Below are 21,908 nucleotides of genomic sequence, written 5' to 3' on the forward strand. Positions count from 1 at the left end.
CGCCGACGTCACCAAGCCCGCGCCCGCTGGTTCCACCAACGAACCCGCCTCACTCGCCAATGACCAGATCACGATCTACGACTGCCGTACTAGGAAGGCGATCCTTCCACAATCTTGTCCGGTAGCGAATCACCTTGCCGAAGCGCCTCTATTATGTCGAGTGCGGAATCAAGCGGAAGATTCGTCGCCCGGCGGATTTCTCTTATCGCTTCGACCCGCTTGCCCGCCATCACGAGCTCACGAGCCCGCTCCTGTGCTTCTACGGGGACAGAGAAGGTGCCGGCACGAGAGGGATCGGGACGCGAAAGACCTCCCTTCACATAGGTCAGGCGACCGGTAAGTATCAACCACAGGCTGATGGCGACAACGATGTAGGGCATCACCGTATTGACGAGGCTCAAGGTCATCGTTCGCTCCACACGCTGCCAGGAATAAAACACCAGAACTCATCAATGATCGCCCATAAGCATCATCCCCACAAGATTTCCGCATTGCCGACGCCTGCAACACGGTGAGTGCGGGCCGTTTCCTGAGTCAGCTTGGCCAGATCCGGGCGTTGCACCTGTAGTGGACTCTTCGCGACCGGCTCCAGACATCATCCGGACGGCGGATCGCCGGATGGCCCGCGCTCCGCCCGGCGAACCGCGGGTCGGACTCTGCCCGCGTGATCTCCTGCTTCCGCAAGGGCCTGCGACGGGTCCTGTCGAGGGCTCCCCTCCCAACCACAGTCACAGACCGCCACGTATCCCGCACCGCCTCCGGTTCCGGTCCGTTCCTCCGCCCAGCCGACGTGTTCCGTACCTGCCTCGCGCAGGAGAAGGACAGCCGTCGCCACCAGCACCATCCCTCCCCCCGCCATCAGTCCTCCGAGCGTTCCGAGGAAGGCCGCGTCCGAAGGCTCCTCCATGAGAGACGAACCCGAACCGAGCAGGTGCGCCAGGAGTGTGAAGGTCATCAGCACCCCGCCGCCGCCCACGGCCGCCAAGCCGAACGTCATCCGGAAGCTCCGTGAAACGCGCCCCAGGACGGCGGGGATGATGACAATGTCCGCTCCGATGACGCCGCCCCCGAGAACATGGGGTGTGTGCGTCGCGTGCCAGAGGGGCCGGGCGACGAGAGCCACCGCGACGCCGGCGAGGATCACACCGCCTCCAGCGAGGGCGAGTGCGGGGCGCCTGTCGAGGATCACCGTTCCTCCCTGCCCGGGACAACGGATCTCGCGAGAGATTGGTGCCCGTTCGCGTCAACCGGTGACGCGGTACCAAAGGCTGGTGGTGTGGGGCATCTCGTCGAGCCTGACGCGTTCGAGCTTGACGTTGGTCCCGCCCGGGTGGTCGAAGAGGCGGACGCCGTCGCCGAGCAGGACGGGCGTCACGAACGTCAGGATCTCGTCCAGTACGCCCGCCTCAAGGCACTGCCGGGCCACGTCGGCGCCGAGCACGTTGACGTACTTGCCGCCCGCGGCGGTCTTGGCCGCGGCGACGGCCTCGTCCAGGGCGTTGACGAAGGTGACGCCTGGCACCTGCGCATCGGGGGCGTGGTGGGTCAGCACGAACTGCGGGCCCTCCCACCCGCCGCCGAATGCCTTGCCCTCACTCTCCGTGTCCTTGTGCGGGTCGTCGCCACGAAAGGTGCGGTTGCCGACGAGCAGCGCGCCGATCTGGCCGATGAGCTCGTCGACCAGCGGGTTGGGGCCGAGGTGCTCGGACAGCCAGGACATGTCGCCTCCCGGTCCGGCGATGAAGCCGTCCGCCGACATGGTGACCGAGTACAGCAGTTTGCTCATGATCCGCCTCCAAAGAGATCAGCGCGTTGACGCATGTTAGAACAACGAAAGGCGGACGAACTCATCGGTACGACTCCGCGTACGGCGGAGACAGGGTCTTTCCCGGACACAGCAGAGGAGACCGGTTGACGTCCGGCGTCTCGCCGCGAGGTTCGCGGCCATCCCTGCTGAAATGACGCTTATCTCCTGGCCACCCCCATATTCCGGATAAAGTACGCGCTTTCTTCGCCATTCGTGAGTCGAATTCTAAATGTCGCGACATACTGCCCTTCACGCGTCTTTCGACCGGCTGCTGGGAGCACCTTTTTGACGCTCTGGCGAATTCCTTGCGATGCGCCTGAAGAATGGCCGGGTACGCACGGATCCAGCGCATCCAGAGCATTCATACGAAGGGTCAGCAGTTATTGTTCGACATCTTCTATGAATTGCGAATTGATGCGGATATGTCCGATCGCACTCCGTGTGAGTTCTTTCAGGAGAGTCCGTGCATCCCTTTTCTCGACGAGCGCCACTGGTCGCCGCCTTCGCCATCGCCGCCACGTCCTTCGCGGGCGGCTCGGCCCAGGCCACCACGTACGCCCCCACCCCCGAGCCGCCCGCGCTCACCACGCACGACGCGAAAGCGCGCCCCAGCAAGGCCCACCCCGCGAACGTCCGCCACACGAGGACGACGCGGGATCCCGCCATCGCGGTCTGCGGCCCGCCGTACGTGTTCGGCGACCCGAACCTCGGCCCGAAGTATCTCCCGCGCACCAGCTGGCTCGGCTCGATCCTGCGTGGCTATGTCCGGTACGGAGGCCTCCCTCCGGCGACCTTCCTCGACCGCTACCGGACCATCGACGGGTGGCGTTACCCGCAGGACTTCGGCTTCGCCCACGCCGGGGGATATTCCAACGCCAAGCCGCTCATCACCACCGTGACGCTTCCGCAGGGGCTGAAGCTCGACCGGTTCGGCGGTGAGAGCGGCGCGTTCCTCGCCCCGTACGGGACACCGTTCGTGAAGCGGGCTCTGCCGCCGAGCAGTCTCAACACGTTCGGCGGCGATCCCCAGCACCTCTGCAACTACCACGCCTACCAGGTGGAGAAGCCGTTCCAGGCCGACGCCGGCCCGGCGGCCTCGGCATTCCAGCAGCAGGGCGTGGGGCGGCAGTACCACACCCTCGTCAAGTACATCCCTGGGTCGGTGGGGAATGACAAGGGCGAGCTGCCGATCAGCTGGCTCATCGACCACGGCTACCTCAAGCGCCTGAACTGAGCGGGCCCGACCCGGATCAGTCCTGATCGCCCTCCTGGCCGCCTCAGCGGCCGGGAGGGCGTTCGGTCGACTCCGACGAGGCCCGCGAGGGCGATCCCGACCGCTCCCGCATGGCGTTCTCATTATCGATAATGATAACGTTGGGTCTGTGAGAGCTTCGACAGAGCGCTGGGCCGAACTGGCGCTGCACCCCGTGCGCATCCGGATCCTGGGCGCCGTCGCCGGCGCTCGGCGCACGCCATCCGACCTGGCCGGCCTGCTGCCCGACGTGCCGCAGGCCACGCTCTACCGGCAGATCGCCACTCTCGCCAAGGCCGGCCTGCTGGTCGTGGTGGAGGAGCGCAAGGTCGGAGGCGCGACGGAGCGGGTGTACGCGCTGCCGGAGGGCGGGGTGACACCGACCGCCGAATCGCTGGCCTCCGCGTCCCCAGAGGAACACACGCGGTATTTCACCGCGTTCGTGTCCAGCCTGCTGTCGGAGTTCTCGCGCTACCTGGCCAGAGAGCACATCGACCTGGTAGCCGACGGCGTCGGCTACCAGCAGTTGGTGCTTCACCTGGATGACGAGGAGTTCGTCCGCTTCGCGCAGGGTTTCGCCGAACTCGTACGACCCCTGCTCGCGAACGAGCCGGGAGAAAACCGGTCACCCCGTCTGCTGGCCACGATTCTCCTCCCCCTGTCTCCGCCCCCTGACGAAAGGCTGACCCATGGCAACGGTCATGATCACCGGTGATTCGGTCACTGTCGAGTTCGGCTCCTGGGAGCGGATCTTCACCGGGCGAGCCCGGCACACGATCCCCCTGCCGGCGGTACGGCAGGCCGTCATCACGGATCAGCCGCTGCGCGTTCCGCGCGGCGCGCGAAAGGGACTGACGGTGTCCGGTCACACCAAGATCGGCGTTTGGGGCATCTACGGCGGCCCGCGCCAACTGGTGTCGGCCAACCGCAACCTGCCCGGGGTGCACCTGCTGCTGGACCGCGCGAGGTCCGGCGACGAGTTCGACGAGGTCGTCCTCTCGGTCCCCGACGCCGACCGGCTCGTCGAGGCCATCCGGGAGGCCGCCAGGTGACCGGCATCGAGGTACGAAACCTGACCAAGAGGTACGGCCCGATCACCGCCGTCGACACCCTCAGCTTCACCGTCAGGCCGGGAGCCGTGACCGCGTTCCTCGGTCCCAACGGAGCCGGCAAGACCACCACGATGCGCATGATGATCGACCACGTCGCACCCACCTCCGGCAGCGTGACCATCGGCGGACTGCGCTACCGGGACATCCCGCGTCCGACCACCGTGGTGGGCGCCGTCTTCGACGCCTCCGCCTTCCACCCCCACCACTCGGCCAGCGACCACCTGAGGATCTACGCCGCGATGGGCGGCTATCCCGACGGCCGGGTCCAGGAACTCCTCAACCTGCTTGACCTGGCCGACGCCGCCGAACGCAGGACGGGCGGCTTCTCCACCGGCATGCGACAACGGCTCAACCTGGCCACCGCCCTGCTCGGCGATCCCCGCGTCCTGCTGCTCGACGAGCCGAGCAACGGCCTGGACCCCGAGGGCACGGCCTGGCTGCGCTCGTTCCTGCGCGACCTGGCCGACGACGGCCGGACCATTCTGATCTCCAGTCACGTGCTCAGCGAGGTGCAGCAGATCGCCGACGACGTGGTGGTCATCCGGCAGGGGCGGCTGCTGACCGCCGGCCCGCTGCACGAGCTCACCGGCACGGCGCAGGCCGTACTCGTGCGAAGTCCCGACAGCGCCGAGCTGAGCCGGATCCTGACGCGGCACGCCCAGGCGGTGCGGGCCGACGGCCCGGACGAGCTACGGGTGCGCGGGCTCGACGCCGCCCGCATCGCCGACCTGGCAGCCGGGCAGGGGCTGCGCATCCATGGTCTGACCAGCGAACATCCCAGCCTCGAACAGATCTTCCTCGACCTGGCCGGCGAACGGACGAAGGCATGAGACCCCTGATCCACGCGGAGCTCCGCAGGCTGCTGGCGACCCGGATGTGGCTGGGCACCCTGCTCGTGGCCGCCCTTCTCGGCGGCGGCCTGATCGGCCTGCTGGCCGTCATCGGCCCCGAGAACTTCGATCCCCCGATGCCGGGGCTGCACACCGAAGCCGGAGTGCGAGCGGTCCTCGGCTTCCTCGGCTTCACCGCCTTCATCCCCGCGGCGATCGGCACCCTGGCCGTGACCTCGGAGTACCGGCACCGGACCGTCAACTTCACGTTCCTGTTCGCGCCGGACCGCTGGCGGGTGCTGGCCGCCAAACTGAGCACGTACGGCTTCGCGGGCCTGATCTACGGGCTCGTTCTGTCGAGCACGGCGGCCCTGGCGTTGTTCGGCGCGGCCGCGCTCCGTGGCGTGAGCCTGGGCCTGCCCACCGCGACCGTCATCGAGCTGCTGGCTCGTCTGGCGGTCGCGATGGGCGCCTACACGGTGCTCGGCGTGGGCATGGGCGCGCTGATCCGCCATCAGGTCGCCGCCCTGTGCGTGGTGATCGGCTACCTGTACGGAGCGGAGCTGCTGCTCATGATGATCCCGGGCGTCCGGCACCTGTACCCGTGGCTGCCCGGCGGCGCGACCTCGGCCCTGACCGACTTCACCGCCGTGGCCGACGCCCTGTCCCAGCAACTGTCCACCGAACCCGTACGACTGCTGTCTCCCCTGGCCGGCGGGCTGCTCCTGGTCGGATACACGGTGCTGGCGAGCACGGCGGCGCTGCTCAAGCCGATGCGCCGCGACGTGATCTGACCCGAGCGCTCCGGGACGTCCCCCGCCTGCGGATCAGGGCGGTCACGCCCCGGCCGTGTTGCCGACGCACACCGTGGACCGGGTGGAGGTCAGGCCGTAGTTCTTGCCCCACCAGATCCGGGCCGTCGCCATCAGGCAGCCACGGCCGACCCTCAGCCGCGCCGTGTCGCTGCGCCCGGGGTACCAGCCGCGGACGGTCGTCGACTGGAGCTGTCCGATGCACTGCCCATAACGGTCGCTACGCCGAGCGCAGTGCTTCAAGGTGATCGTCATGTGCTTGTTCGTGCCCCAGGTGGCGTTCGTGGAGTTGAGGTAGGCGCAGGCCGTCGAGGTGCGAGAGTCGTAGAAGACGTGGATGTAGGCCGCCTTGAGCATCTCCCGCGTGTAGAAGGGGAAGCGCAAAACCCGCGTGCCCGAACAGTTCGGCAACTGGGCGGCGGCCGAGACCGCCGAGACCGCCTGTCCCGCCGAGACCGTGGCGGCGGCCGAGGTTGCGGGCAGCCCGGCCAGCGCGGCGACGGCGGCGAGTCCGATGATCATCGATCGCATGGTGCCTCCCTATCTGTCTCGCATCGTGCGAGCATTGATCGTTTGCTTGTCGCCAGGCTCGCCGAGCCACGGCGGTGGGCACCAGATATGAGCATCCGTGCGATCTCGCACCGCCTGTTTCACCGGGCTTGACGTGCGGTTTCACCGTGTGCCGAACAATTGCGCAGAAGGGGCGGCACAGCGATGGGGACCTTCGAGGAGCTCGCGGACCGGCTCATCGCGGCTTTGGACGAAGCCGCCGAAGGCATCCGCGAGGCGTTGCGGTCGCAGGGGCGGCCGCAGAAGTACCTCATCAACCGGGTCCGCGACGCCAGCGCCACGCTCGTGTCCCGGTGGCTGTCCGGAGCCCGGCAGCTGGCGGAGCGCAACCGGCTGCCGGGTGCCGAGGTGATGCGCGAGATCGCCACCGGGCTGGAGCTGCCCGCCGATCAGGCGCGGAAGCTGGTCGCCCTCGGGGCCACCATCGACGACCTGCGCAGGCAGTTGGAGGGAGAGGAGCGCGGCTGGCGGGCCAGGGCGGCCGAGCGTCTCTCGCGTGAGGAGACCGGTGAGAGGGCCGGTGAGGGCGAAGCGGCGGAGCGGCCTTCGCGGAGGTCGGTGCCGCTCCTGACCGCCGTGCTGGCCGCCGCGGGTCTGGTGCTGGTCTCGTTCCTGGCCGGTACGTTCGTCGGAAGGTCCTCGTCCACGGCCGCCCAGCCGTCCAGCGAGCCGGAGGAGCACCCTCCGGCCGACGGCGAGCAGTGCAGCCCGTGGACCAACGCGGGCCAGGGCGTGCTCCTGCAGGCGTGCATCCGGGTCCGCGAGGGCCGCATGCTCATCAGGAACCAGTTACGCGGCCCGGTCGGCATCAGGAGCGACCTGGTGATCCGGGCCTACGACTCGTTCCAGGAGCGGGCGGTCACGCGCGAGCTGAAGTGCCACAAGATGTTCGTCACGGTCGAGGACCAGACGCAGACGTGCGGCTGGTACGAGGTCCGCCCTCCGTACGGGTCGAAGTACGCGGCGCAGGCGGGCTGGCGGCTGCCGGGCACCAGCGTTTTCGCCGGTTTTGTGGTGAGCCCGTCCGTAACCTGGTGAGCCCGTCCATGACCTGGTGAGCCGCCGTCAATGCGGCCGGCGGCCGGGCCGCGGAGTCGGGGGACGGGGGCGGGCGTGAAGGCGGATCGGGGCTGCGGCGGAACAAGGGTGTAGCCCACAGAAGGGACCCGTACGGATGCCCGCTCCCCCGGAGGCGCCGGCGACGGTCGATGACGCCACGCTCATCGAGCAGTCGTGGCGACGCCCGGACGCGTTCGCGTCGCTGTACGACCGCTACTTCGGTGAGATCCACCGCTACGCGGCCGGGCGGCTCGGCACGCAAGTCGCCGACGACCTGGCCGCGGAGACCTTCCTGGTGGCGTTCCATAAGCGCCGCAGCTTCGACCCGGCCCGCGGCGCCGTACGCCCATGGCTCTACGGGATCGCCACCAACCTCGTCGCGCAACATCGCCGGAGCGAGATCCGCAGGCTGCGCGCGTTCCAGCGAAGGCCGCTGGACGACGGCGCGGACGAGGGGCACGAGGACAGGGTGGCGGCGCGGGTCACCGCGGCGAGCGCGCAGGAGCGGCTCACGACGGCGCTCGAGAACCTCCCGGATGGTGATCGCGATGTGCTGCTCCTCGTCGCGCTGGCCGATCTCAGTTACGAGGAGGTCGCGCAGACCCTGAACATCCCCTTCGGCACCGTCGGCTCCCGGCTCAACCGGGTGCGCAGGAAGCTCCGCTCCGCCTTGGGAGGCGTCAACCCCGTGATCGGAGGAACCGATGGATGACCTGAACGGCCGGGCGGATTCCCCCCTTCCCGATGATCTCAGCGACCTGACCAGGGTGCGCGACCTCCTCGCCGTCCCCCCGCCCTCGCCCGACGCGGTCATGGCGGGCCGCGCGCGGCTCCTGGCGGCACTCTCCCAGGAGCCGGACCAGACCAGCGAGCACGACCGCACCGGCGAACACGAACGAGCACGTGAGCACCAACGAGCAGGTGAGCACGAACGAGCAGGTGAGCACGAACGGACAGGTGAGCGGCGCCGGGGCGGTGCGCGCGGGCGGGCGGCGCCACGGCGGGCGGCCCGACGGCGGGCGGCCCGGCGGTGGGCGGCCCGGCGGTGGGCGGCGGTCGGGACCGTTCTGGCCGGAGCGGCCGCCGCCGCGCTCCTGGTCGTGGTCGCGGTCGTCCCGTCGGACGCCCCGATCTCCATCTCCCACAACCCGGTCGAATCCGCCGACCGGCCGCAGGACACCCGGCCGACCGCCCGGCAGATCCTGCTCGCCGCGGCGAGCGCCGTGACCGAGTCTCCGGCGGAGGGCGCCTACTGGCGGGTCCGGACCGCCGACGGGCAGTTGACGCTCTCGCCGGATCGTCGCTACGTCATCCGCCGTCTCTCCTCCACCGAAGTGTGGCTGGCGCACCGGCCGGGTGGGCAGAGCTGGAAGATCAACCGATACCTCGGCGCGAAACCCGCGACTCCGGAGGACGAGACGGCCTGGCGCGCGGCGGGCTCACCGGCCGCCTGGACGTACCCGAAGAACGTCACGAGCATGGACGGCGACGCGGACCCGGGGCCGACCGTGACGGACTCCCCTCGCGAGCCGGAGGCGTTCCGGCTGCGCGGTGGATGGAACGGGGCAGGAGGGCACCTGACGAAACAGCGGATGACCTGGGCCGAGTTGCGGGCGATCCCGGACACCCCGGAAGAGCTCCGGACCTATCTCGAGGCCCGCATCACGAGCCAGGCCCAGCGCCATGGGGTCGATCCGGAAAGACAGATCTCATGGCTCCAGGGAAGCTGCATGGACATCCTCCAGGGCCTGGCGGTCTCGCCCAAGGTACGGGCCTCCGCCTACCAGATCTTGGCCGGGCTGCCCGGGATGACCGCCGAGGGCGAGGTGACCGACCCGCTCGGGCGCACCGGGCAGGCGATCGGCTACGAGTCGGACCTGGCCGACGAAGTGCGTCTCGTGGTCGATCCAGGTAGCGGGCAGCTCCTTTCCGTGGAGTCGATGAGGTCCGGCACGCTCGCGGGCGGCCGAAAGGTCCAGATCGGCTCCTTCACCGCGTACGAAGAGATCGGCTGGACGGACGAGAGGCCCGACGTGAAATAGGCCGTGCCCCGCACGGCCCGCCACGAAGGCCCGCCACGAAGGACGCGACAGCGCGGACGCCCCCGGAGACGACCGGACGGCAAGTCCGGTGTATCCGCATGCCAGAAACCGGACCAGATGCTGAGAACAATCATCGAACAGCTCGCGACGCTGTTCGGCGCCTATGACGAACCACACCTCGGAGATGACACGCATGCGCTCGACCCGGACGAGGACGTTGACGAGCTCGAAGACCTGGACGACGACCTCTGACAGGCCCGTGACGTTCACGCTGGAAGAGGTACGGACCAGGACCTACAAGGCGCGGGACGCCTGGTGGACGGTGTTCCTGGTGGATCCGCTGGCCGGACGGCTGGTGGTCGGCACCGCGAACCGCACCTCGATCACGCCCAACCAGATCACCTGGGGCGCCTTCGTGCTGGGCCTGGGATCGGCCGGCTGCTTCCTGATGGCCGACTGGTCATGGCTGGTGGCCGGGGCGGTCCCCTATCACCTGAGCTTCGTGCTCGACTGCGTGGACGGCAAGATCGCGCGGCTCAAGGGCACTGGCACCGTGCTGGGTGGCTGGCTCGACTACGTCTTCGACCGGCTTCGCGTGTTCTCCTGCGCCCTCGCGCTGGCCTGGGGCCAGTACCAGGCGACCGGTCAGGAGCTCTACCCGGTCCTCGCCGCGGTGATCGTCTTTCTCGACATGCTCAGGTACGTCGACGCCCTCCAGGTGGCGAAGGTACGTCGTCAGATGCGCCGCACGCTGAGAAGGGCGATCGTGGAGTCGGGAACCGGCTCACCGGCCCTTTCCGTGGTCCCGGCGGACGGACTGCCGGCGGCCGAGGACACGTTTCCCGAGGACACCGGCTCCGACGAGATCCGGATCCGGACGGCCGAGGCATCGGACTTCCAGCGGGAGTTCCGGACCCGGTTCACCTGGTACATGCGGGTCCGCGACTGGCTGCGCGACCACCGGGTGCGCACCCACCTGGTCAGCGGGATCGAGTTCCAGATGGCGGTGTTCGTCGTCGGCCCGCTGACCGGCCAGATCGTCCCGGTCACCGTCGGCGCCGCCGCGCTGCTGCTCGTCTTCGAGGCCGCGATCATGTACAAGCTCTGGCTGTCGTCTCGCGACTTCGCCCGCGCCCTGGCCACCCTCGCTCCGTAGAACAGACCGTTGGCAAGCCAGTGCCCGGCCCGCTCGTCGGTCTGCTCAGGTCCGAGGACATGGCGTCGCTCGTGAGGGTCCGTCCCTCCTCTTCCACGCCCCGGGCTCCGCGGTTTCGCCACCCGCATGAGGCGCATCGCGGGCCGAGGCTGAGAGAATCCGGTCATGGCTGCCAAGGACGGCGACGGTTGGGCCGAATGCGGGCGAGGGCACCGGCACTGGGGGCTGCACGGAGCCTCGGGGCTGCTGGCCGTTCACCATGACCCGTCCGGCGTTCCGCACGTACTCATGCAGAAACGATCCTGGTGGAGTCACCACGGCGGCACCTGGGGGCTGCCCGGTGGCGCGCGCGACAGCCACGAGGACGCCGTGGCGAGCGCCCTGCGCGAGGCCCGCGAGGAGGCCGCGCTGGGCGGCGACGGGCTGCGGGTGCAGGGCGTCTTCCTCGACGACCACGGCGGGTGGACGTTCGAGACGGTGATCGCCGAGTCGTCGGAGCTGCTGGCCGCCGTGCCCGCCAACGGCGAGAGCGTCGAGTTGCGCTGGCTGCCGCTGCCCGAGATCGGCGCCCGGAAGCTGCATCCGGGGTTCGCCGAGACCTGGGACCGGATCCAGATCGAGCTTCAGCCCGAGACCCTGGTGCTCGACATGGCCAACATCGTCGGCGCGCGGGCTGAGCACGGCTGGTGGAACGATCGGCTGGGCGCCGCGACGCGGCTGCTCAACGAGGTCTCGGTGCTCAGGCTCGCGCATCCGGTGCTCGCGCAGTGGTATCCGCGGATCGTGGCCGTCGTGGAGGGCGCCGCCAAGGGGGCGTCGGCCGTCGCCGGGGTGCAGGTCGTGGCCGCGACGGGCAGCGGCGACGACGCGATCGTCGAGGTGGTGCGCCAGGCACGACCGTGGGAGCGGGTGCTGGTCGTCACGGCCGACCGAGGGCTGAAGGAGCGCGTCACCGAACTGGGAGCGCGCACCGTCGGGCCGAAGTGGCTGCTGTCACAGCTCGGCGGCTGACCGGAGGCCGTCCACGGGCCTCCGGCTCGATGCCGGGATCCACCGCTGCCCGAACGTAACACCCCTGCCGCGACAGCCGCTATGGTGGTGTGCGCACTGGAGGGTTCGCATAGTGGACGAGTGCAGCCGCCTTGAAAGCGGCCAGGTCAGCGATGGCCTCGTGGGTTCGAATCCCACACCCTCCGCTTACCCCTGGCTTCCCGCGAAGCCGTCGCCGACGCTGGCCGCCAGCTGCAGATAGGCCTCGCGCGTGGCCTCCTGCAGGCGCTCAAGGTCGATCTCGGCGCCCTCCTCCAGATGCGGGTCGTACGGCACGCGGATCACCGCCCGGCACCTGGCGGCGAAATGGGCCTCCAGCTTCTTGATGTCCACCGCCGACTTCGACCGCGGCCTGACGCTGCACAGCACCACGGTCGCGTCGCTGACCAGGTCGCCGTAGTGGTGAGCCTCCAGCCAGTCGAGCGTCGCCGAGGCCGCTCGGGCGCCGTCGACCGACGGCGAGCTGACCAGCACGATCTGGTCGGCCAGGCCGAGCACGCCGCCCATGGCCGAGTGGAGCAGCCCGGTGCCGCAGTCGGTGATGCAGATCGAGTAGAAGTTCTCCAGCACCTGGGAGATCGACTGGTAGTCGGCGCCGCTGAACGCCTCCGACACCGACGGGTCCCGGTCTGAGGCGAGCACCTCCAGCCGCGAGGGCGCCTGCGAGGTGAACGCCCGGATGTCGACGTACCTCTTGACCTGGTCGCGCTCGTTCAGCAGGTCACGTACGGTCGCCGAGGTCTCCAGGACGAGCTTGTCGGAGAGCGTGCCGCGGTCGGGGTTGGCGTCGATCGCGATGACCCGGTCGCCACGCACCTGGGCGAGCGTCGCGCCCAGCCCGACCGTGGTCGTGGTCTTGCCCACGCCGCCCTTCAGGCTCAGCACGGCGACGCGGTGGTGTCCGGTGGCGACCGGGGTGCGGGCCCTGGTCAGCAGCTCGCGGCGGCGACGGACCTCCGGCGCCTCGCCGGGCTTGATCCAGCCGCCCGACGCCTTGTAGATCACCCGGCGCCAGCCCTTGGCCGGGGCGTTGCGGCGGCCGCGCAGCAGCGTCTCGGGGTCGAGGCTCTCGGCCGTCGGCCTGCCCGTCACGGGCGGGCGCGGCGGCGCGCTGAACACGGGCACCGGGGCGGGGCGCCGGCTCCGGGCGGGCATTGTCGGCTCAGGCCGTGGCTGGCCGTAGGTACGCGGCTCGTCGAAGCCGGCCGACTCCTCGTCGACGGGCCGCCCCCGCCGCGACACCCTCGGAGGCTTCGCCTGGTCAGCGGTGGCCTGGGACGACTCGGCTGTCGGACCGAAAGCCCGCGGCCGATCGAAGGACAGCTCGCCGGGCCGGTCGCCAGGCAGATCGGCCGAGCGATCACCGGACCGATCGAAGGATCGGTCGGAAGGCCGGTCGAGGGACTGATCGGAAGGCCGGTCGGACGGCCGATCGAAGGACCGGTCGCTAGAGCGATCGAGAGACTGATCGAAGGACCGGTCGGACGGCCGATCGAGAGACTGATCGGTGGGCCGGTCGCTGGAGCGATCGAAGGACTGACCGGCCGACCGGCCGGGAGACCGGTCGGCGGAAGGCTGATCGGCGAACGGGTCACCGGGGCGGTCGAGGGGGTGCTGCTGCGGCGGTGGCGAGAGGTCGAACGAGCGGGACCGGCCGAACGCCGGAGGCTGGTCCAGGGGCAGCGGCCCGGCCGGCGAGCCCGGCTCGTCCGTTGCCGGGTCGGCGGCCCGTGAGGAGCCGGTGGCCCGCGCGCCGCCGTAGCCGCCGGACTCGTCGAAGGAACGCGGCCGGTCGGAGGCGTCCTCGGACGAGGCCCCCTCGGCGGGCTCGGACGGGTGCACCTCGAAGGCGGTGCGCCGTGGTTCGTCGGCCGGGCGCTGGTCGTCGAACGCCTTCGGCGACTGCGGCCAATCGGGCGGCTCGGGCCACTTCGTCGGATCTGTCGTACCGGGCCCGGAGCCCGAGCCTGGAGCGGGCTCGGCGAAGGAGATCGTGTAGGTGTCGGTGTCGTCGGGCCGGGGCAGCGGCTTGAGCGGGGCAAGGAACGCGTCGTCCGGCTTGCCCAGGCTCAGTGTCGGGCCTCCTGGCGCGGTGTCGTCCGCCGAGGAGGCCGTCTCCAGCCACTCGGCGGCCTCGCTCTCCCCCTCGGGCAGGGCCTCGGCGGCCTGCGCGCCGTACACGGAGTCGACCGCGGCGCGGAACAGCGGCGGAGTCGGTGTGTCCGGCTGGGAGGGCACCGACAGCCACGGATCCTGGGGGTACGGCGAAGCGGCGGGCTCGTCGGGCGACGCGTTCGAGCCGGTCGAGGCGCCCGCCTGGGACGCCGGAGCCGGAGTGCTGACCTTGACAGGTGCTTCTTCGGTCTCCTTGATTGCGTCCAGCCAGGCCAGCTGTTCCTCGAGCGATTCTTCGCGATCGTGTCTTGCCACCGTGTTCCCCCTCGGGTGGGTCTAAAGGGGCAGCAAATACCTTGCAGGGTAACGCCATGTGTTCCCATGAACGCAGCCAACCCACAACTTCCTTGCCCGGCTACATTTGGTCCATGCGAGCCATCGAGATCGCCCAGGCAGGCGGGCCAGAGGTCCTGGAGTGGCGCGAGGTGCCCGATCCACGACCTGAGCAGGGCGAAGTCATCATCGACGTGACAGCCGCGGGGGTCAACAGGGCCGATATTCATCAGCGCAACGGGTTCTACGATCCGCCGCCGGGCGCCTCCCCCTATCCGGGGCTGGAAGTCTCCGGCGTGGTGTCCGAGATCGGCGCCGGCGTTGAGGGCTTCGCTCCGGGCGACGAGGTGTGCGCGCTGCTGAGCGGTGGCGGCTATGCCGAGCGGGTGGCCGTGCCGTGGCAGCAGGTGATGCCGGTGCCCGAGGGCGTCTCGCTGGTGCGGGCGGCGGCGCTGCCCGAGGTGGCGTGCACGGTCTGGTCCAACGTGTTCATGCTCGCGCGGCTGCGCCGGGGCGAGACGCTGCTGGTGCACGGCGGGGCGAGCGGCATCGGCACGTTCGCGGTGCAGCTGGCCAAGGCGCTCGGCTCGCGGGTGATCACGACGGTCGGCTCGGCGGCCAAGGCGGAGCGCGTCATGGAGTTGGGCGCCGACGAGGTCATCAACTACCGCGAGGAGGACTTCGCCGACAAGGCGCGCGCCGATGTGATTCTCGACATCATGGGCGCCAAATACCTGTCCGGCAACATTCGGGCACTCACCAACGGCGGGCGGCTGGTGATCATCGGGCTGCAGGGCGGCCGCAAGGCCGAGATCGACCTCGGCGCCCTTCTCGCCAAGCGAGCCACCGTCCACGCCACCACCCTGCGCGCCCGGCCTGCCGACGAGAAGGGCGCGATCGCCCGCAGCGTCGTCGACAACGTATGGCCGCTGGTCAGCGCGGGTGCGGTGCGTCCGGTGGTCTATGCCGAAGTGCCCATGTCCGAGGCTGCCGAGGCCCACCGTATGTTGGATTCCGGCGACCACATCGGCAAGATCCTGCTAGTACGGTGAGAGATATGAATGCAGAGGACAACAACACCCCTCATATCGTGGTGGTCGGTCCTGACTTCCAAGGCAAGGGTGAGGACGACGAGCGATCGGTGGCCAACCTGGTCGAGCAGCCTGCCAAGGTGATGCGCATCGGCAGCATGATCAGGCAGCTCCTCGAGGAGGTCCGCGCGGCTCCCCTCGACGAGGCCAGCCGCAAGCGCCTGAAGGAGATCCACGAGTCCTCCATCAAGGAGCTCGAGGACGGCCTGGCCCCCGAACTGGTCGACGAGCTGGAGCGTCTGTCGCTGCCGTTCACCGACGAAAACGGCACTCCGCCCAGCGAGGCCGAATTGCGCATCGCCCACGCCCAGTTGGTCGGATGGCTCGAAGGTCTGTTCCACGGCATCCAGACCACGCTGTTCGCGCAGCAGATGGCGGCCCGTGCCCAGCTTGAGCAGATGCGCAGGGCGCTGCCCGGTGTGCCCCATGACGACCAGCCCCGCCCGCACGGCGGCACCGGCCCCTACCTGTAGAGCTTTTCGAGCACCAGGGCGACACCGTCGTCGTTGTTCGCCGCCGTCACGTGGTCGACGGCGGCGAGCACTTTCGGATGCGCGTTGGCGACGGCGTACGACGTCCCTGCCCAAGCCAGCATGGGCAGGTCGTTCGGCATGTCCCCGAATGCCACCACCTGTGATGGGTTGATCTCGTGCCGGTCCGCCAGCACCGCGAGGGCGGTGGCCTTGGTCACGCCGTGCGCGCTCATCTCGATCAGGCTCCGGCCGCTGGAGTGCGTGCTGGTCACCAGATGCCCCACGAGGTCGTCCACGGTCGCCTGGAGGCGGTCGGGATCCATGTGCGGATGCAGCGCCAGCAGCTTGGCGCACGGTCGAGAGATCAGCGTCTGAGAGGTCGGCGTCGTCATGCCCACGTTCAGGCCGCCGACGGCCTTGCTGTCCCAGCCGCCGAGCGGGAAATCCGACTCATGCGCAAATCCACCTTCGTACTCGACCGAAAAGGCGAGTTCGGGCACGTTCGCTCTTAGCTGAGCGACGACTTCCTCGAGCACCTCCGCCGAGATGAGGTGAGATTCAACTATCTCCTCTGTATGGAGGTCATAGATCAGCGCTCCGTTAGCGCAGATCGCCAGGCCGTGATGGCGCACGGCGCCGGCCACGCCGCTCATCCACCTGGGCGGGCGTCCGGTGACGAAGACGAGCGTGGCACCGGACGCCTCGACCTTGGTGAACGCCGCAACCGTACGGGGAGAGACGGTTCCGTCCGTGCGCAGGGCGGTGCCGTCCAGGTCGGTGGCCACCAGACGTGGCGCGGGAGAGCTCTGCATAACACGTTCCAGTTTGCCGGGTGATGCCGCCGACCAGAAATCTTCCTGGGGAGGGGAACACCAACCCTCCAGAATGGTGTTAGATGAATGGCGTTGTATTAGCTGATCCCGTAGTGAAAACCAGCATGAGTTGTCTGAGCCACCCCGGGTGCTTGCTGTACGACACACCGGGATTCGCGAGGTGCGGGTCCCATAGATTCACATCCTGAGGGAGAGCTTTTATGGCTCAGGGAACCGTCAAGTGGTTCAACGCCGAGAAGGGCTTCGGCTTCATCGCCCCGGACGGCGGTGCGCCGGACGTGTTCGTGCACTTCTCCGAGATCGTCGGCAACGGCTACCGCAGCCTTGAAGACGGCCAGCGGGTCGAGTTCGAGATCACGCAGGGCCAGAAGGGGCCGCAGGCCTCCCAGGTCCGTGCCATCTGACCTGTAGCAGCGAGACAGACCGGGGTTCGCTTCCAGCGGACCCCGGTCTTTCGCGTTGAGATGACGGATCGGTCACAGGTATGGCTCGACTCACCCCGGGCCGAACCTGGAGCTTCTCCCGGTCATCGACACCTGCATGAGGCACGCGTGGTTATGTCACCCCGTGACGATGGTCGCGGTGATCGTCCTGCTGCTCAACGACCACCTGCTCAAGCAGGCCCATCCAGGGTTCATCACCGGCAAGCTCAGTGACGTCGCCGGCCTGGTCGTCGCACCTCCCCTTCTCGCGCTGCTGCTGTGGCGCCGGGCCGACCTCACGGCCACCCTGCTGACAGGAGTGCTCTTCACGCTCGTCAAGACGACGGAGACGGGCGCGGAGACCGCCTCCCACCTCTGGACCCTGGTGGCCGGCCCATCGCGCGTCCTGGCCGATCCCACGGACCTGCTGGCGCTGCCCGCGCTCGGACTGGCCTGGTGGATACGCGGGCGCAGCCTGCGGGCCGGCTCAGGGCGGTGGCGGCTGCTGGTCGCGATGCCACCGGCGCTGCTCGCCGTGGTGGCCACGTCCGCCGCCCCGCCGCCTCCGAACGCCGACTCCGTCCTGGTGGACGGCCCGCGCGTCATCGTCCACATGTACGACGAGTTCGAGGATCCCAACGGGGTCACCGGCCTGGTCTCCGAGGACGGCGGCGTCACCTGGTCCGAGTGGCACCTGAGGCCGGACCGGCCACCACAGAGCGCGGCCTGCGTGCCCGGACAGCCCCAGCGCTGCTACCAGGTTCTCGACGGGATGATCGTGACCGAGTCCGACGACGGCGGCGCGACGTGGCACGAGTCGTGGAAACCCGGGGACGACCCCGGCGCCCCCCAGCACCCTCGTGCGCTCGCCGTACAGGCCAGGCCCGGAGGACACGTGGTGGTGGTCGCGGACGGCCTCGACGGGATCCTCGTACGGGACGTCTCGGGCGCCTGGCGGCAGGCGGGGTGGCCCTTCTTCGCGCCGTCGCCGGCCGAACCGGCCGATTCGGTGCGCGAGGAGCGCGGGATCGCGTTCTTCCTCGCGGTCACCGTGCTGCTGGGCGCTCTGGGGATCGGGCTGAGGCAGTTGCGGACAGCTTATGTGATCTTCGCCGTGGTCGGCCTCGGCGGGTTGCTCTACACGACGTCCCAGGCGGTGCGCGCATCGGGGATCGACCCCGGCGGCCTGGTCCTCGGCGGCTCACTGACGCTGATCGGCATCCTCATGTGCCTCGTCCTGGCCGCGGCGGGACGCATCCGGCCCACCGCGGCGCTCGTCGGCCTGGGCTCCGCCCCGCTCGTCTACGCCACCGTCTACGGGCCCTTCTACGGCTGGACGCAGGGCGTGCCCGGATCGTACGGCGTGCTCCTCAGGCGCGACGCCTACTTGACCGGCTCCAGGACGTCGAGCCCCACATAGGGGCGCAGCGCCTCGGGCAGCACGACCGAGCCGTCGGCCTGCTGGTGGTTCTCCAGGATCGCGACGATCCACCGGCTGGTCGCCAGCGTGCCGTTGAGCGTGGCCAGGTGCTGGGGCCGGCCGTCCTTGTCGCGGTAGCGGATGCCCAGCCTGCGCGCCTGGAACTCCGTGCAGTTGGAGGTCGAGGTCAGCTCGCGGTAGCGGCCCTGCGTCGGGAGCCACGCCTCGCAGTCGAACTTGCGGGCCGCCGACATGCCGAGGTCGCCCGCCGCCGTGTCGATGACCCGGTAGGGCACCTCGATCTTGGCCAGCATCTCCCTCTCCCAGGCCAGCAGCCGCTGGTGCTCCTCGTGCGCCTGCTCGGGGCGTACGTAGGAGAACATCTCCACCTTGTCGAACTGGTGGACGCGGATGATGCCCCGCGTGTCCTTGCCGTAGGAGCCGGCCTCACGCCGGAAGCAGGACGACCAGCCCGCGTAGCGCAGCGGCAGCTCGTCGCCGCCGAGAATCTCCCCGGCGTGGTAGCCCGCCAGCGACACCTCGGAGGTGCCGACCAGGTAGAGGTCGTCATCGGGCAGGCGGTAGATCTCCTTGTCATGGGCCACGTGGAAGCCCGTGCCCTGCATGGTCTCCGGCTTGACCAGCACCGGCACGACCATCGGCGTGAACCCGGTGCCGATCGCCTGCTGCATGGCCATGTTGAGCAGGCCGAGCTGCAGGCGAGCGCCGACGCCCTTGAGGAAGAAGAACCGCGAGCCGGACACCTTGGCGCCCCGCTCCATGTCGATGGCGTCGAGCCGCTCACCGATCTCCAGGTGGTCTCTCGGCTCGAAGTCGAACACGCGCGGCTCGCCATGGGTCTCGAGCACCACGTAGTCGTCCTCGCCGCCGGGAGGCGCGCCCTCCTCGACGATGTTGGGCACCGTTTGCAGGACCTCGTCGAGCTCGGCGGCCAGTTTCTCGGCCTCCGTCTCGGCGCCCTTGACCTGGCCGGCGAGCTCCTTGGCGCGCTGCAGCAGCGCCGCCTTCTCCTCGCCCTGCGCCCGGGAGACCGACTTGCCGAGGCTCTTCTGCTCGGCGCGCTGCGACTCGAAACTGGTCAGCGCGGCGCGACGGCGCTCGTCGAGGTCGAGCAGCGTGTCGACGACGGAGTCGTCCTCACCGCGGGCACGCTGCGACGCCCGTAGCCGGTCGGGATCCTCACGAAGGGTACGCAGGTCAATCACAAGGAAAGGCTACCGGCGCACGACGACCGCGCGCTCCTCAATTGGCCCCCGGCTCAGACCTGGCCGGCGCGGACCCGGGCGAGCCATTCGCCGGCCTCGGCGAACTCGCCGTCGGCGGTGCCCCGCTTGATCTGCGGCGCCACCCCGTCGGCACGCGGATAGCTGCCCAGGAAGCGCACCTCACCGCAGATGCGGTGGAGCCCGGCGATGGCCTCGCCCACGCGCGCGTCGGCGACGTGACCCTCGAAGTCGAAGTGGAAGAAATAGCGGCCGATGCCGTCGCCGGTGGGCCGCGACTCGATGCGGCTCAGGTTGACGCCCCGCACCGAGAACTCGGTCAGCATCTCCAGCAGCGCGCCCGGATGGTCGTCGGCCAGGAACACCACGAGCGTGGTGCGGTCGGAGCCGGTCGGCTCGGGCAGCGGGCCAGGGCGGCTCACCCTGACGAACCTGGTCACGGTGTCGGACCGGTCGCCGATGTCGCCGGCGAGCTCCACCAGCCCGTAGTGCTCTCCCGCGATGGGTGCCGCTATCGCCGCGTCGTACGGCGAGCCCGGCAGCGCGACCTCCTGGGCCGCGGCCGCCGTGGAGGGAGCCGACACCACGACCGCGTCAGGCAGCTCACGGGCGACGTAGGCGCGGCACTGGGTGATGGCCGCGGGATGGGTGTAGACCCGCTTGATGTGCGGAAGCTCCGTGCCGGGCCTGGCCAGCAGCGAGAAACGCACCGGCAGCAGCAGCTCGGCCGTGATGATCAAGGGCTCGCCCCAGGCGAACTCGTCGAGGGTGGTGGTGATCGCGCCCTCAAGGGAGTTTTCCAGCGGGACGACCGCGCCGTCGGCCTCGCCACCGCGCGCGGCGTTGAGCGCCGCGGTGACGTTGGCGCAGGGCAGACGCTCGGCGTCGGGCTCCAGGAGCCTGAGGGCCTCTTCGGTGAAGGTGCCCTCTGGTCCGAGATAGGCGAGTCTGGGCATGGCTACAGAGTATCCGCAGGTTGGCGAGCTACGCGCGACTTCGGAATGACCGTAATCGGCACGACACAGAGGTAATGGTCAGACCGGGACGGGTGACGCCGTTTCCGCACGTCGGGCGGGCAGCCACGACGCCAGCAGCCAGACCAGCGCCACGGCGCCCAGCCCGTAGGCGTTCTGCACGATCTTGCCCAGGATCGGGCTGACGAGCGGGATCTCCGCCGCCTTCAACGCCACCCCCCACCACGGGATCGGCAGCACGTAGTAGAGCCACACCCCGGTGGCCACCCGCAGCCTGACCGGATCACGGCCGTCTCCCACGATCGCCCCGAGCACCACGACCACCCAGGCCAGGTGGTGGATCCAGGCGACCGGCGACAGCAGCACCGCCATCAGCCCGACCAGTCCGACGGCGGCGACCGGGTCCTTCGCCCGGACTGCGCCGCGGAAGCCGTACCAGCCGACGAGCGCCACCAGCGCCAGCCAGAGCACGGTCGTCAGCGCGTCGGGAAGGTAGAGGCGGATCAGCATGCCGCGGATGGACTGGTTGGTGGTGGCGGCGTTGGCGCCCAGCCGTTCGGGGTCGAGCAGGGCCGAGAACCAGAAGTCGGCGGCGTCCTGCGGGATCACCGCGAACGGCAGCAGCGTGAGCAGCGCCGTCGTGAACGCCGCCATGAAGAACGTCCGCCACTGCCGCGTCACCATCAGATAGATGAGGAAGACACCCGGTGTGAGTTTCACCGCGGTCGCCAGCCCGATCAGGAACCCGCGCGGCCACCACGGCCGCCTCGCCACGCAATCGGCCAGGCACAGCGCCACGAGCAGGATGTCGACCTGGCCGAACCGCACCTGGTCGCGAATCGGCATCAGATAGGCGCACGCCACCATCAGGAACGCGAACACCCACGGCGCGTGCCTGCCCAGCACCTTGCGGAAGGAGTAGGCCACGGCGACGCCGAGCGCCACGTAGACGCCGGCGGTCCACACCCACTGGGCGCTCTCCCACGACAGTTTCGCGAGCAGCGCGGCCAGCAGCGCCGCGATCGGCGGGTAGGTGAACGGGAGCAACTGCGGCGCGGGCGTGAAGAACTCGTAGACAGAGCGGCCCTCGAGGATCATCTGCCCGCCGGTGCGGTAGACGTCGAGGTCGACCAGGCGCTGGTCGCCGGGGTTGGTCAGCCAGTGCCGCACCAGGGGCGCCACGGCCAGCACGATGACCAGCACCGCGATTGCCCACGCCCACCATTGCCGCCGGATCGACGGCTCGTCGCCACCTGTCACGGTGTGGCACGTTACCGTGGCTCTGCCCGCTCGAAGCACGACGGTTGATCCAA

At 69.5% G+C, this 21,908-nt stretch carries 24 protein-coding genes and 1 tRNA gene; 16 read left to right on the forward strand and 9 right to left on the reverse strand.

Translation table 11 applies throughout. From position 1 onward, the window contains the following. Positions 1 to 89: 89 nt before the first annotated feature. From AB0I38_RS36135 to AB0I38_RS36145, 3 genes are all read right to left on the reverse strand, one after another. Complete coding sequence (locus AB0I38_RS36135; RefSeq protein ID WP_358492273.1) at positions 90 to 407, reverse strand: hypothetical protein; 318 nt, start codon at positions 405 to 407, stop codon at positions 90 to 92. 188 nt (positions 408 to 595) lie between these two features. Then, positions 596 to 1,189, reverse strand: a complete 594-nt coding sequence (locus AB0I38_RS36140) for a hypothetical protein (protein ID WP_358492277.1) — start codon at positions 1,187 to 1,189, stop codon at positions 596 to 598. 54 nt (positions 1,190 to 1,243) lie between these two features. After that, positions 1,244 to 1,786 carry a dihydrofolate reductase family protein gene (locus AB0I38_RS36145; RefSeq protein WP_358492281.1) on the reverse strand — a complete coding sequence of 181 codons (543 nt, stop codon included), beginning with the start codon at positions 1,784 to 1,786 and terminating at the stop codon, positions 1,244 to 1,246. Between the two features lie 484 nt (positions 1,787 to 2,270). Here AB0I38_RS36145 and AB0I38_RS36150 point away from each other — a divergent pair, with 484 nt between their 5' ends. The 5 genes from AB0I38_RS36150 (at position 2,271) to AB0I38_RS36170 (ending at position 5,795) form a co-directional block, all read left to right on the forward strand. Continuing rightward, complete coding sequence (locus AB0I38_RS36150) at positions 2,271 to 3,041, forward strand: TNT domain-containing protein (RefSeq protein ID WP_358492284.1); 771 nt, start codon at positions 2,271 to 2,273, stop codon at positions 3,039 to 3,041. Between the two features lie 148 nt (positions 3,042 to 3,189). Beyond that, entirely contained in the window at positions 3,190 to 3,774 is a 585-nt protein-coding gene (locus AB0I38_RS36155; RefSeq protein WP_358492288.1) for a helix-turn-helix domain-containing protein, read from the forward strand. Next, entirely contained in the window at positions 3,761 to 4,111 is a 351-nt protein-coding gene (locus AB0I38_RS36160) for a hypothetical protein (RefSeq protein ID WP_358492292.1), read from the forward strand. Before AB0I38_RS36155 ends, AB0I38_RS36160 begins: the two co-directional genes overlap by 14 nt. Then, positions 4,108 to 5,001, forward strand: coding sequence for an ABC transporter ATP-binding protein (locus tag AB0I38_RS36165; RefSeq protein WP_358492298.1), 894 nt, complete (start codon positions 4,108 to 4,110; stop codon positions 4,999 to 5,001). The genes AB0I38_RS36160 and AB0I38_RS36165 overlap by 4 nt, the downstream gene beginning before the upstream one ends. Beyond that, on the forward strand, positions 4,998 to 5,795 hold the full coding sequence (locus AB0I38_RS36170; protein ID WP_358492302.1) for an ABC transporter permease: 798 nt from the start codon (positions 4,998 to 5,000) through the stop codon (positions 5,793 to 5,795). Before AB0I38_RS36165 ends, AB0I38_RS36170 begins: the two co-directional genes overlap by 4 nt. A 42-nt stretch (positions 5,796 to 5,837) precedes the next feature. Here AB0I38_RS36170 and AB0I38_RS36175 read toward each other — a convergent pair whose 3' ends face one another. Continuing rightward, complete coding sequence (locus AB0I38_RS36175; protein WP_358492305.1) at positions 5,838 to 6,335, reverse strand: hypothetical protein; 498 nt, start codon at positions 6,333 to 6,335, stop codon at positions 5,838 to 5,840. 192 nt (positions 6,336 to 6,527) lie between these two features. On the opposite strand from AB0I38_RS36175, the gene AB0I38_RS36180 reads away from it, so the two are divergent. From AB0I38_RS36180 to AB0I38_RS36210, 7 genes are all read left to right on the forward strand, one after another. Further along, entirely contained in the window at positions 6,528 to 7,421 is an 894-nt protein-coding gene (locus tag AB0I38_RS36180) for a hypothetical protein (protein ID WP_358492308.1), read from the forward strand. Positions 7,422 to 7,557: 136 nt separating this feature from the next. Further along, positions 7,558 to 8,154: an RNA polymerase sigma factor gene (locus AB0I38_RS36185; protein WP_358492312.1), complete on the forward strand. Its 597-nt coding sequence runs from the start codon at positions 7,558 to 7,560 to the stop codon at positions 8,152 to 8,154. Continuing rightward, positions 8,147 to 9,484 carry a CU044_5270 family protein gene (locus AB0I38_RS36190; protein WP_358492314.1) on the forward strand — a complete coding sequence of 446 codons (1,338 nt, stop codon included), beginning with the start codon at positions 8,147 to 8,149 and terminating at the stop codon, positions 9,482 to 9,484. Before AB0I38_RS36185 ends, AB0I38_RS36190 begins: the two co-directional genes overlap by 8 nt. A 117-nt stretch (positions 9,485 to 9,601) precedes the next feature. Beyond that, the gene (locus AB0I38_RS36195) at positions 9,602 to 9,736 is read left to right on the forward strand and encodes a hypothetical protein (protein ID WP_358492316.1); all 135 of its coding nucleotides are present in this window, start codon (positions 9,602 to 9,604) and stop codon (positions 9,734 to 9,736) included. Between the two features lie 7 nt (positions 9,737 to 9,743). Continuing rightward, positions 9,744 to 10,640 (forward strand): CDP-alcohol phosphatidyltransferase family protein, encoded by an 897-nt coding sequence (locus AB0I38_RS36200; RefSeq protein WP_358492318.1) that lies wholly within the window; start codon positions 9,744 to 9,746, stop codon positions 10,638 to 10,640. Positions 10,641 to 10,805: 165 nt separating this feature from the next. Beyond that, positions 10,806 to 11,651, forward strand: a complete 846-nt coding sequence (locus tag AB0I38_RS36205; protein WP_358492320.1) for an NUDIX domain-containing protein — start codon at positions 10,806 to 10,808, stop codon at positions 11,649 to 11,651. 98 nt (positions 11,652 to 11,749) lie between these two features. Beyond that, positions 11,750 to 11,836 (forward strand) — tRNA-Ser (locus tag AB0I38_RS36210). 1 nt (position 11,837) lies between these two features. Here AB0I38_RS36210 and AB0I38_RS36215 read toward each other — a convergent pair. Then, on the reverse strand, positions 11,838 to 14,120 hold the full coding sequence (locus AB0I38_RS36215) for an AAA family ATPase (RefSeq protein WP_358492323.1): 2,283 nt from the start codon (positions 14,118 to 14,120) through the stop codon (positions 11,838 to 11,840). Positions 14,121 to 14,233: 113 nt separating this feature from the next. Between AB0I38_RS36215 and AB0I38_RS36220 the strand changes: the two genes are divergently transcribed. Together AB0I38_RS36220 and AB0I38_RS36225 are read left to right on the forward strand one after the other, a co-directional pair. Then, a complete protein-coding gene (locus tag AB0I38_RS36220) occupies positions 14,234 to 15,190 on the forward strand; it encodes an NAD(P)H-quinone oxidoreductase (protein ID WP_358492326.1) in 957 nt (318 codons plus the stop codon). Positions 15,191 to 15,195: 5 nt separating this feature from the next. Beyond that, the gene (locus AB0I38_RS36225; RefSeq protein ID WP_358492328.1) at positions 15,196 to 15,702 is read left to right on the forward strand and encodes a bacterial proteasome activator family protein; all 507 of its coding nucleotides are present in this window, start codon (positions 15,196 to 15,198) and stop codon (positions 15,700 to 15,702) included. Here the strand turns inward: AB0I38_RS36225 and AB0I38_RS36230 are convergent. Further along, a complete protein-coding gene (locus AB0I38_RS36230) occupies positions 15,693 to 16,487 on the reverse strand; it encodes an HAD family hydrolase (protein ID WP_358492331.1) in 795 nt (264 codons plus the stop codon). The genes AB0I38_RS36225 and AB0I38_RS36230 overlap by 10 nt on opposite strands. Positions 16,488 to 16,735: 248 nt before the next feature. Here AB0I38_RS36230 and AB0I38_RS36235 point away from each other — a divergent pair, with 248 nt between their 5' ends. Both AB0I38_RS36235 and AB0I38_RS36240 read left to right on the forward strand, forming a co-directional pair. Then, positions 16,736 to 16,939 (forward strand): cold-shock protein, encoded by a 204-nt coding sequence (locus AB0I38_RS36235; protein ID WP_043619750.1) that lies wholly within the window; start codon positions 16,736 to 16,738, stop codon positions 16,937 to 16,939. Between the two features lie 163 nt (positions 16,940 to 17,102). Next, positions 17,103 to 18,377 (forward strand): hypothetical protein, encoded by a 1,275-nt coding sequence (locus AB0I38_RS36240; protein ID WP_358492335.1) that lies wholly within the window; start codon positions 17,103 to 17,105, stop codon positions 18,375 to 18,377. Here the strand turns inward: AB0I38_RS36240 and serS are convergent. The 3 genes from serS to AB0I38_RS36255 form a co-directional block, all read right to left on the reverse strand. Then, the gene (gene serS, locus AB0I38_RS36245) at positions 18,341 to 19,603 is read right to left on the reverse strand and encodes a serine--tRNA ligase (RefSeq protein WP_358492340.1); all 1,263 of its coding nucleotides are present in this window, start codon (positions 19,601 to 19,603) and stop codon (positions 18,341 to 18,343) included. The genes AB0I38_RS36240 and serS overlap by 37 nt on opposite strands. A gap of 53 nt (positions 19,604 to 19,656) precedes the next feature. After that, positions 19,657 to 20,577, reverse strand: coding sequence for a prephenate dehydratase (pheA, locus tag AB0I38_RS36250; RefSeq protein WP_358492345.1), 921 nt, complete (start codon positions 20,575 to 20,577; stop codon positions 19,657 to 19,659). Between the two features lie 78 nt (positions 20,578 to 20,655). Beyond that, positions 20,656 to 21,855 carry a glycosyltransferase 87 family protein gene (locus AB0I38_RS36255; RefSeq protein ID WP_358492351.1) on the reverse strand — a complete coding sequence of 400 codons (1,200 nt, stop codon included), beginning with the start codon at positions 21,853 to 21,855 and terminating at the stop codon, positions 20,656 to 20,658. Between the last annotated feature and the right edge of the window lie 53 nt (positions 21,856 to 21,908).

Source organism: Nonomuraea cavernae, from assembly GCF_040655715.1.
Lineage (GTDB): Bacteria > Actinomycetota > Actinomycetes > Streptosporangiales > Streptosporangiaceae > Nonomuraea > Nonomuraea cavernae_A.

What these genes read in the sequence shown, in the direction of transcription:
- AB0I38_RS36195 (WP_358492316.1), top strand. Translation starts at nt 9,602, where the DNA reads ATGCTGAGAACAATCATCGAACAGCTCGCGACGCTGTTCGGCGCCTAT.
- AB0I38_RS36175 (WP_358492305.1), bottom strand. Translation starts at nt 6,335, where the DNA reads ATGATCATCGGACTCGCCGCCGTCGCCGCGCTGGCCGGGCTGCCCGCA.
- pheA (WP_358492345.1), bottom strand. Translation starts at nt 20,577, where the DNA reads ATGCCCAGACTCGCCTATCTCGGACCAGAGGGCACCTTCACCGAAGAG.
- AB0I38_RS36190 (WP_358492314.1), top strand. Translation starts at nt 8,147, where the DNA reads ATGGATGACCTGAACGGCCGGGCGGATTCCCCCCTTCCCGATGATCTC.
- AB0I38_RS36235 (WP_043619750.1), top strand. Translation starts at nt 16,736, where the DNA reads ATGGCTCAGGGAACCGTCAAGTGGTTCAACGCCGAGAAGGGCTTCGGC.
- AB0I38_RS36170 (WP_358492302.1), top strand. Translation starts at nt 4,998, where the DNA reads ATGAGACCCCTGATCCACGCGGAGCTCCGCAGGCTGCTGGCGACCCGG.
- AB0I38_RS36160 (WP_358492292.1), top strand. Translation starts at nt 3,761, where the DNA reads ATGATCACCGGTGATTCGGTCACTGTCGAGTTCGGCTCCTGGGAGCGG.
- AB0I38_RS36135 (WP_358492273.1), bottom strand. Translation starts at nt 407, where the DNA reads ATGACCTTGAGCCTCGTCAATACGGTGATGCCCTACATCGTTGTCGCC.
- AB0I38_RS36180 (WP_358492308.1), top strand. Translation starts at nt 6,528, where the DNA reads ATGGGGACCTTCGAGGAGCTCGCGGACCGGCTCATCGCGGCTTTGGAC.
- AB0I38_RS36205 (WP_358492320.1), top strand. Translation starts at nt 10,806, where the DNA reads ATGGCTGCCAAGGACGGCGACGGTTGGGCCGAATGCGGGCGAGGGCAC.
- AB0I38_RS36185 (WP_358492312.1), top strand. Translation starts at nt 7,558, where the DNA reads ATGCCCGCTCCCCCGGAGGCGCCGGCGACGGTCGATGACGCCACGCTC.
- AB0I38_RS36225 (WP_358492328.1), top strand. Translation starts at nt 15,196, where the DNA reads ATGAATGCAGAGGACAACAACACCCCTCATATCGTGGTGGTCGGTCCT.
- AB0I38_RS36145 (WP_358492281.1), bottom strand. Translation starts at nt 1,786, where the DNA reads ATGAGCAAACTGCTGTACTCGGTCACCATGTCGGCGGACGGCTTCATC.
- AB0I38_RS36220 (WP_358492326.1), top strand. Translation starts at nt 14,234, where the DNA reads ATGCGAGCCATCGAGATCGCCCAGGCAGGCGGGCCAGAGGTCCTGGAG.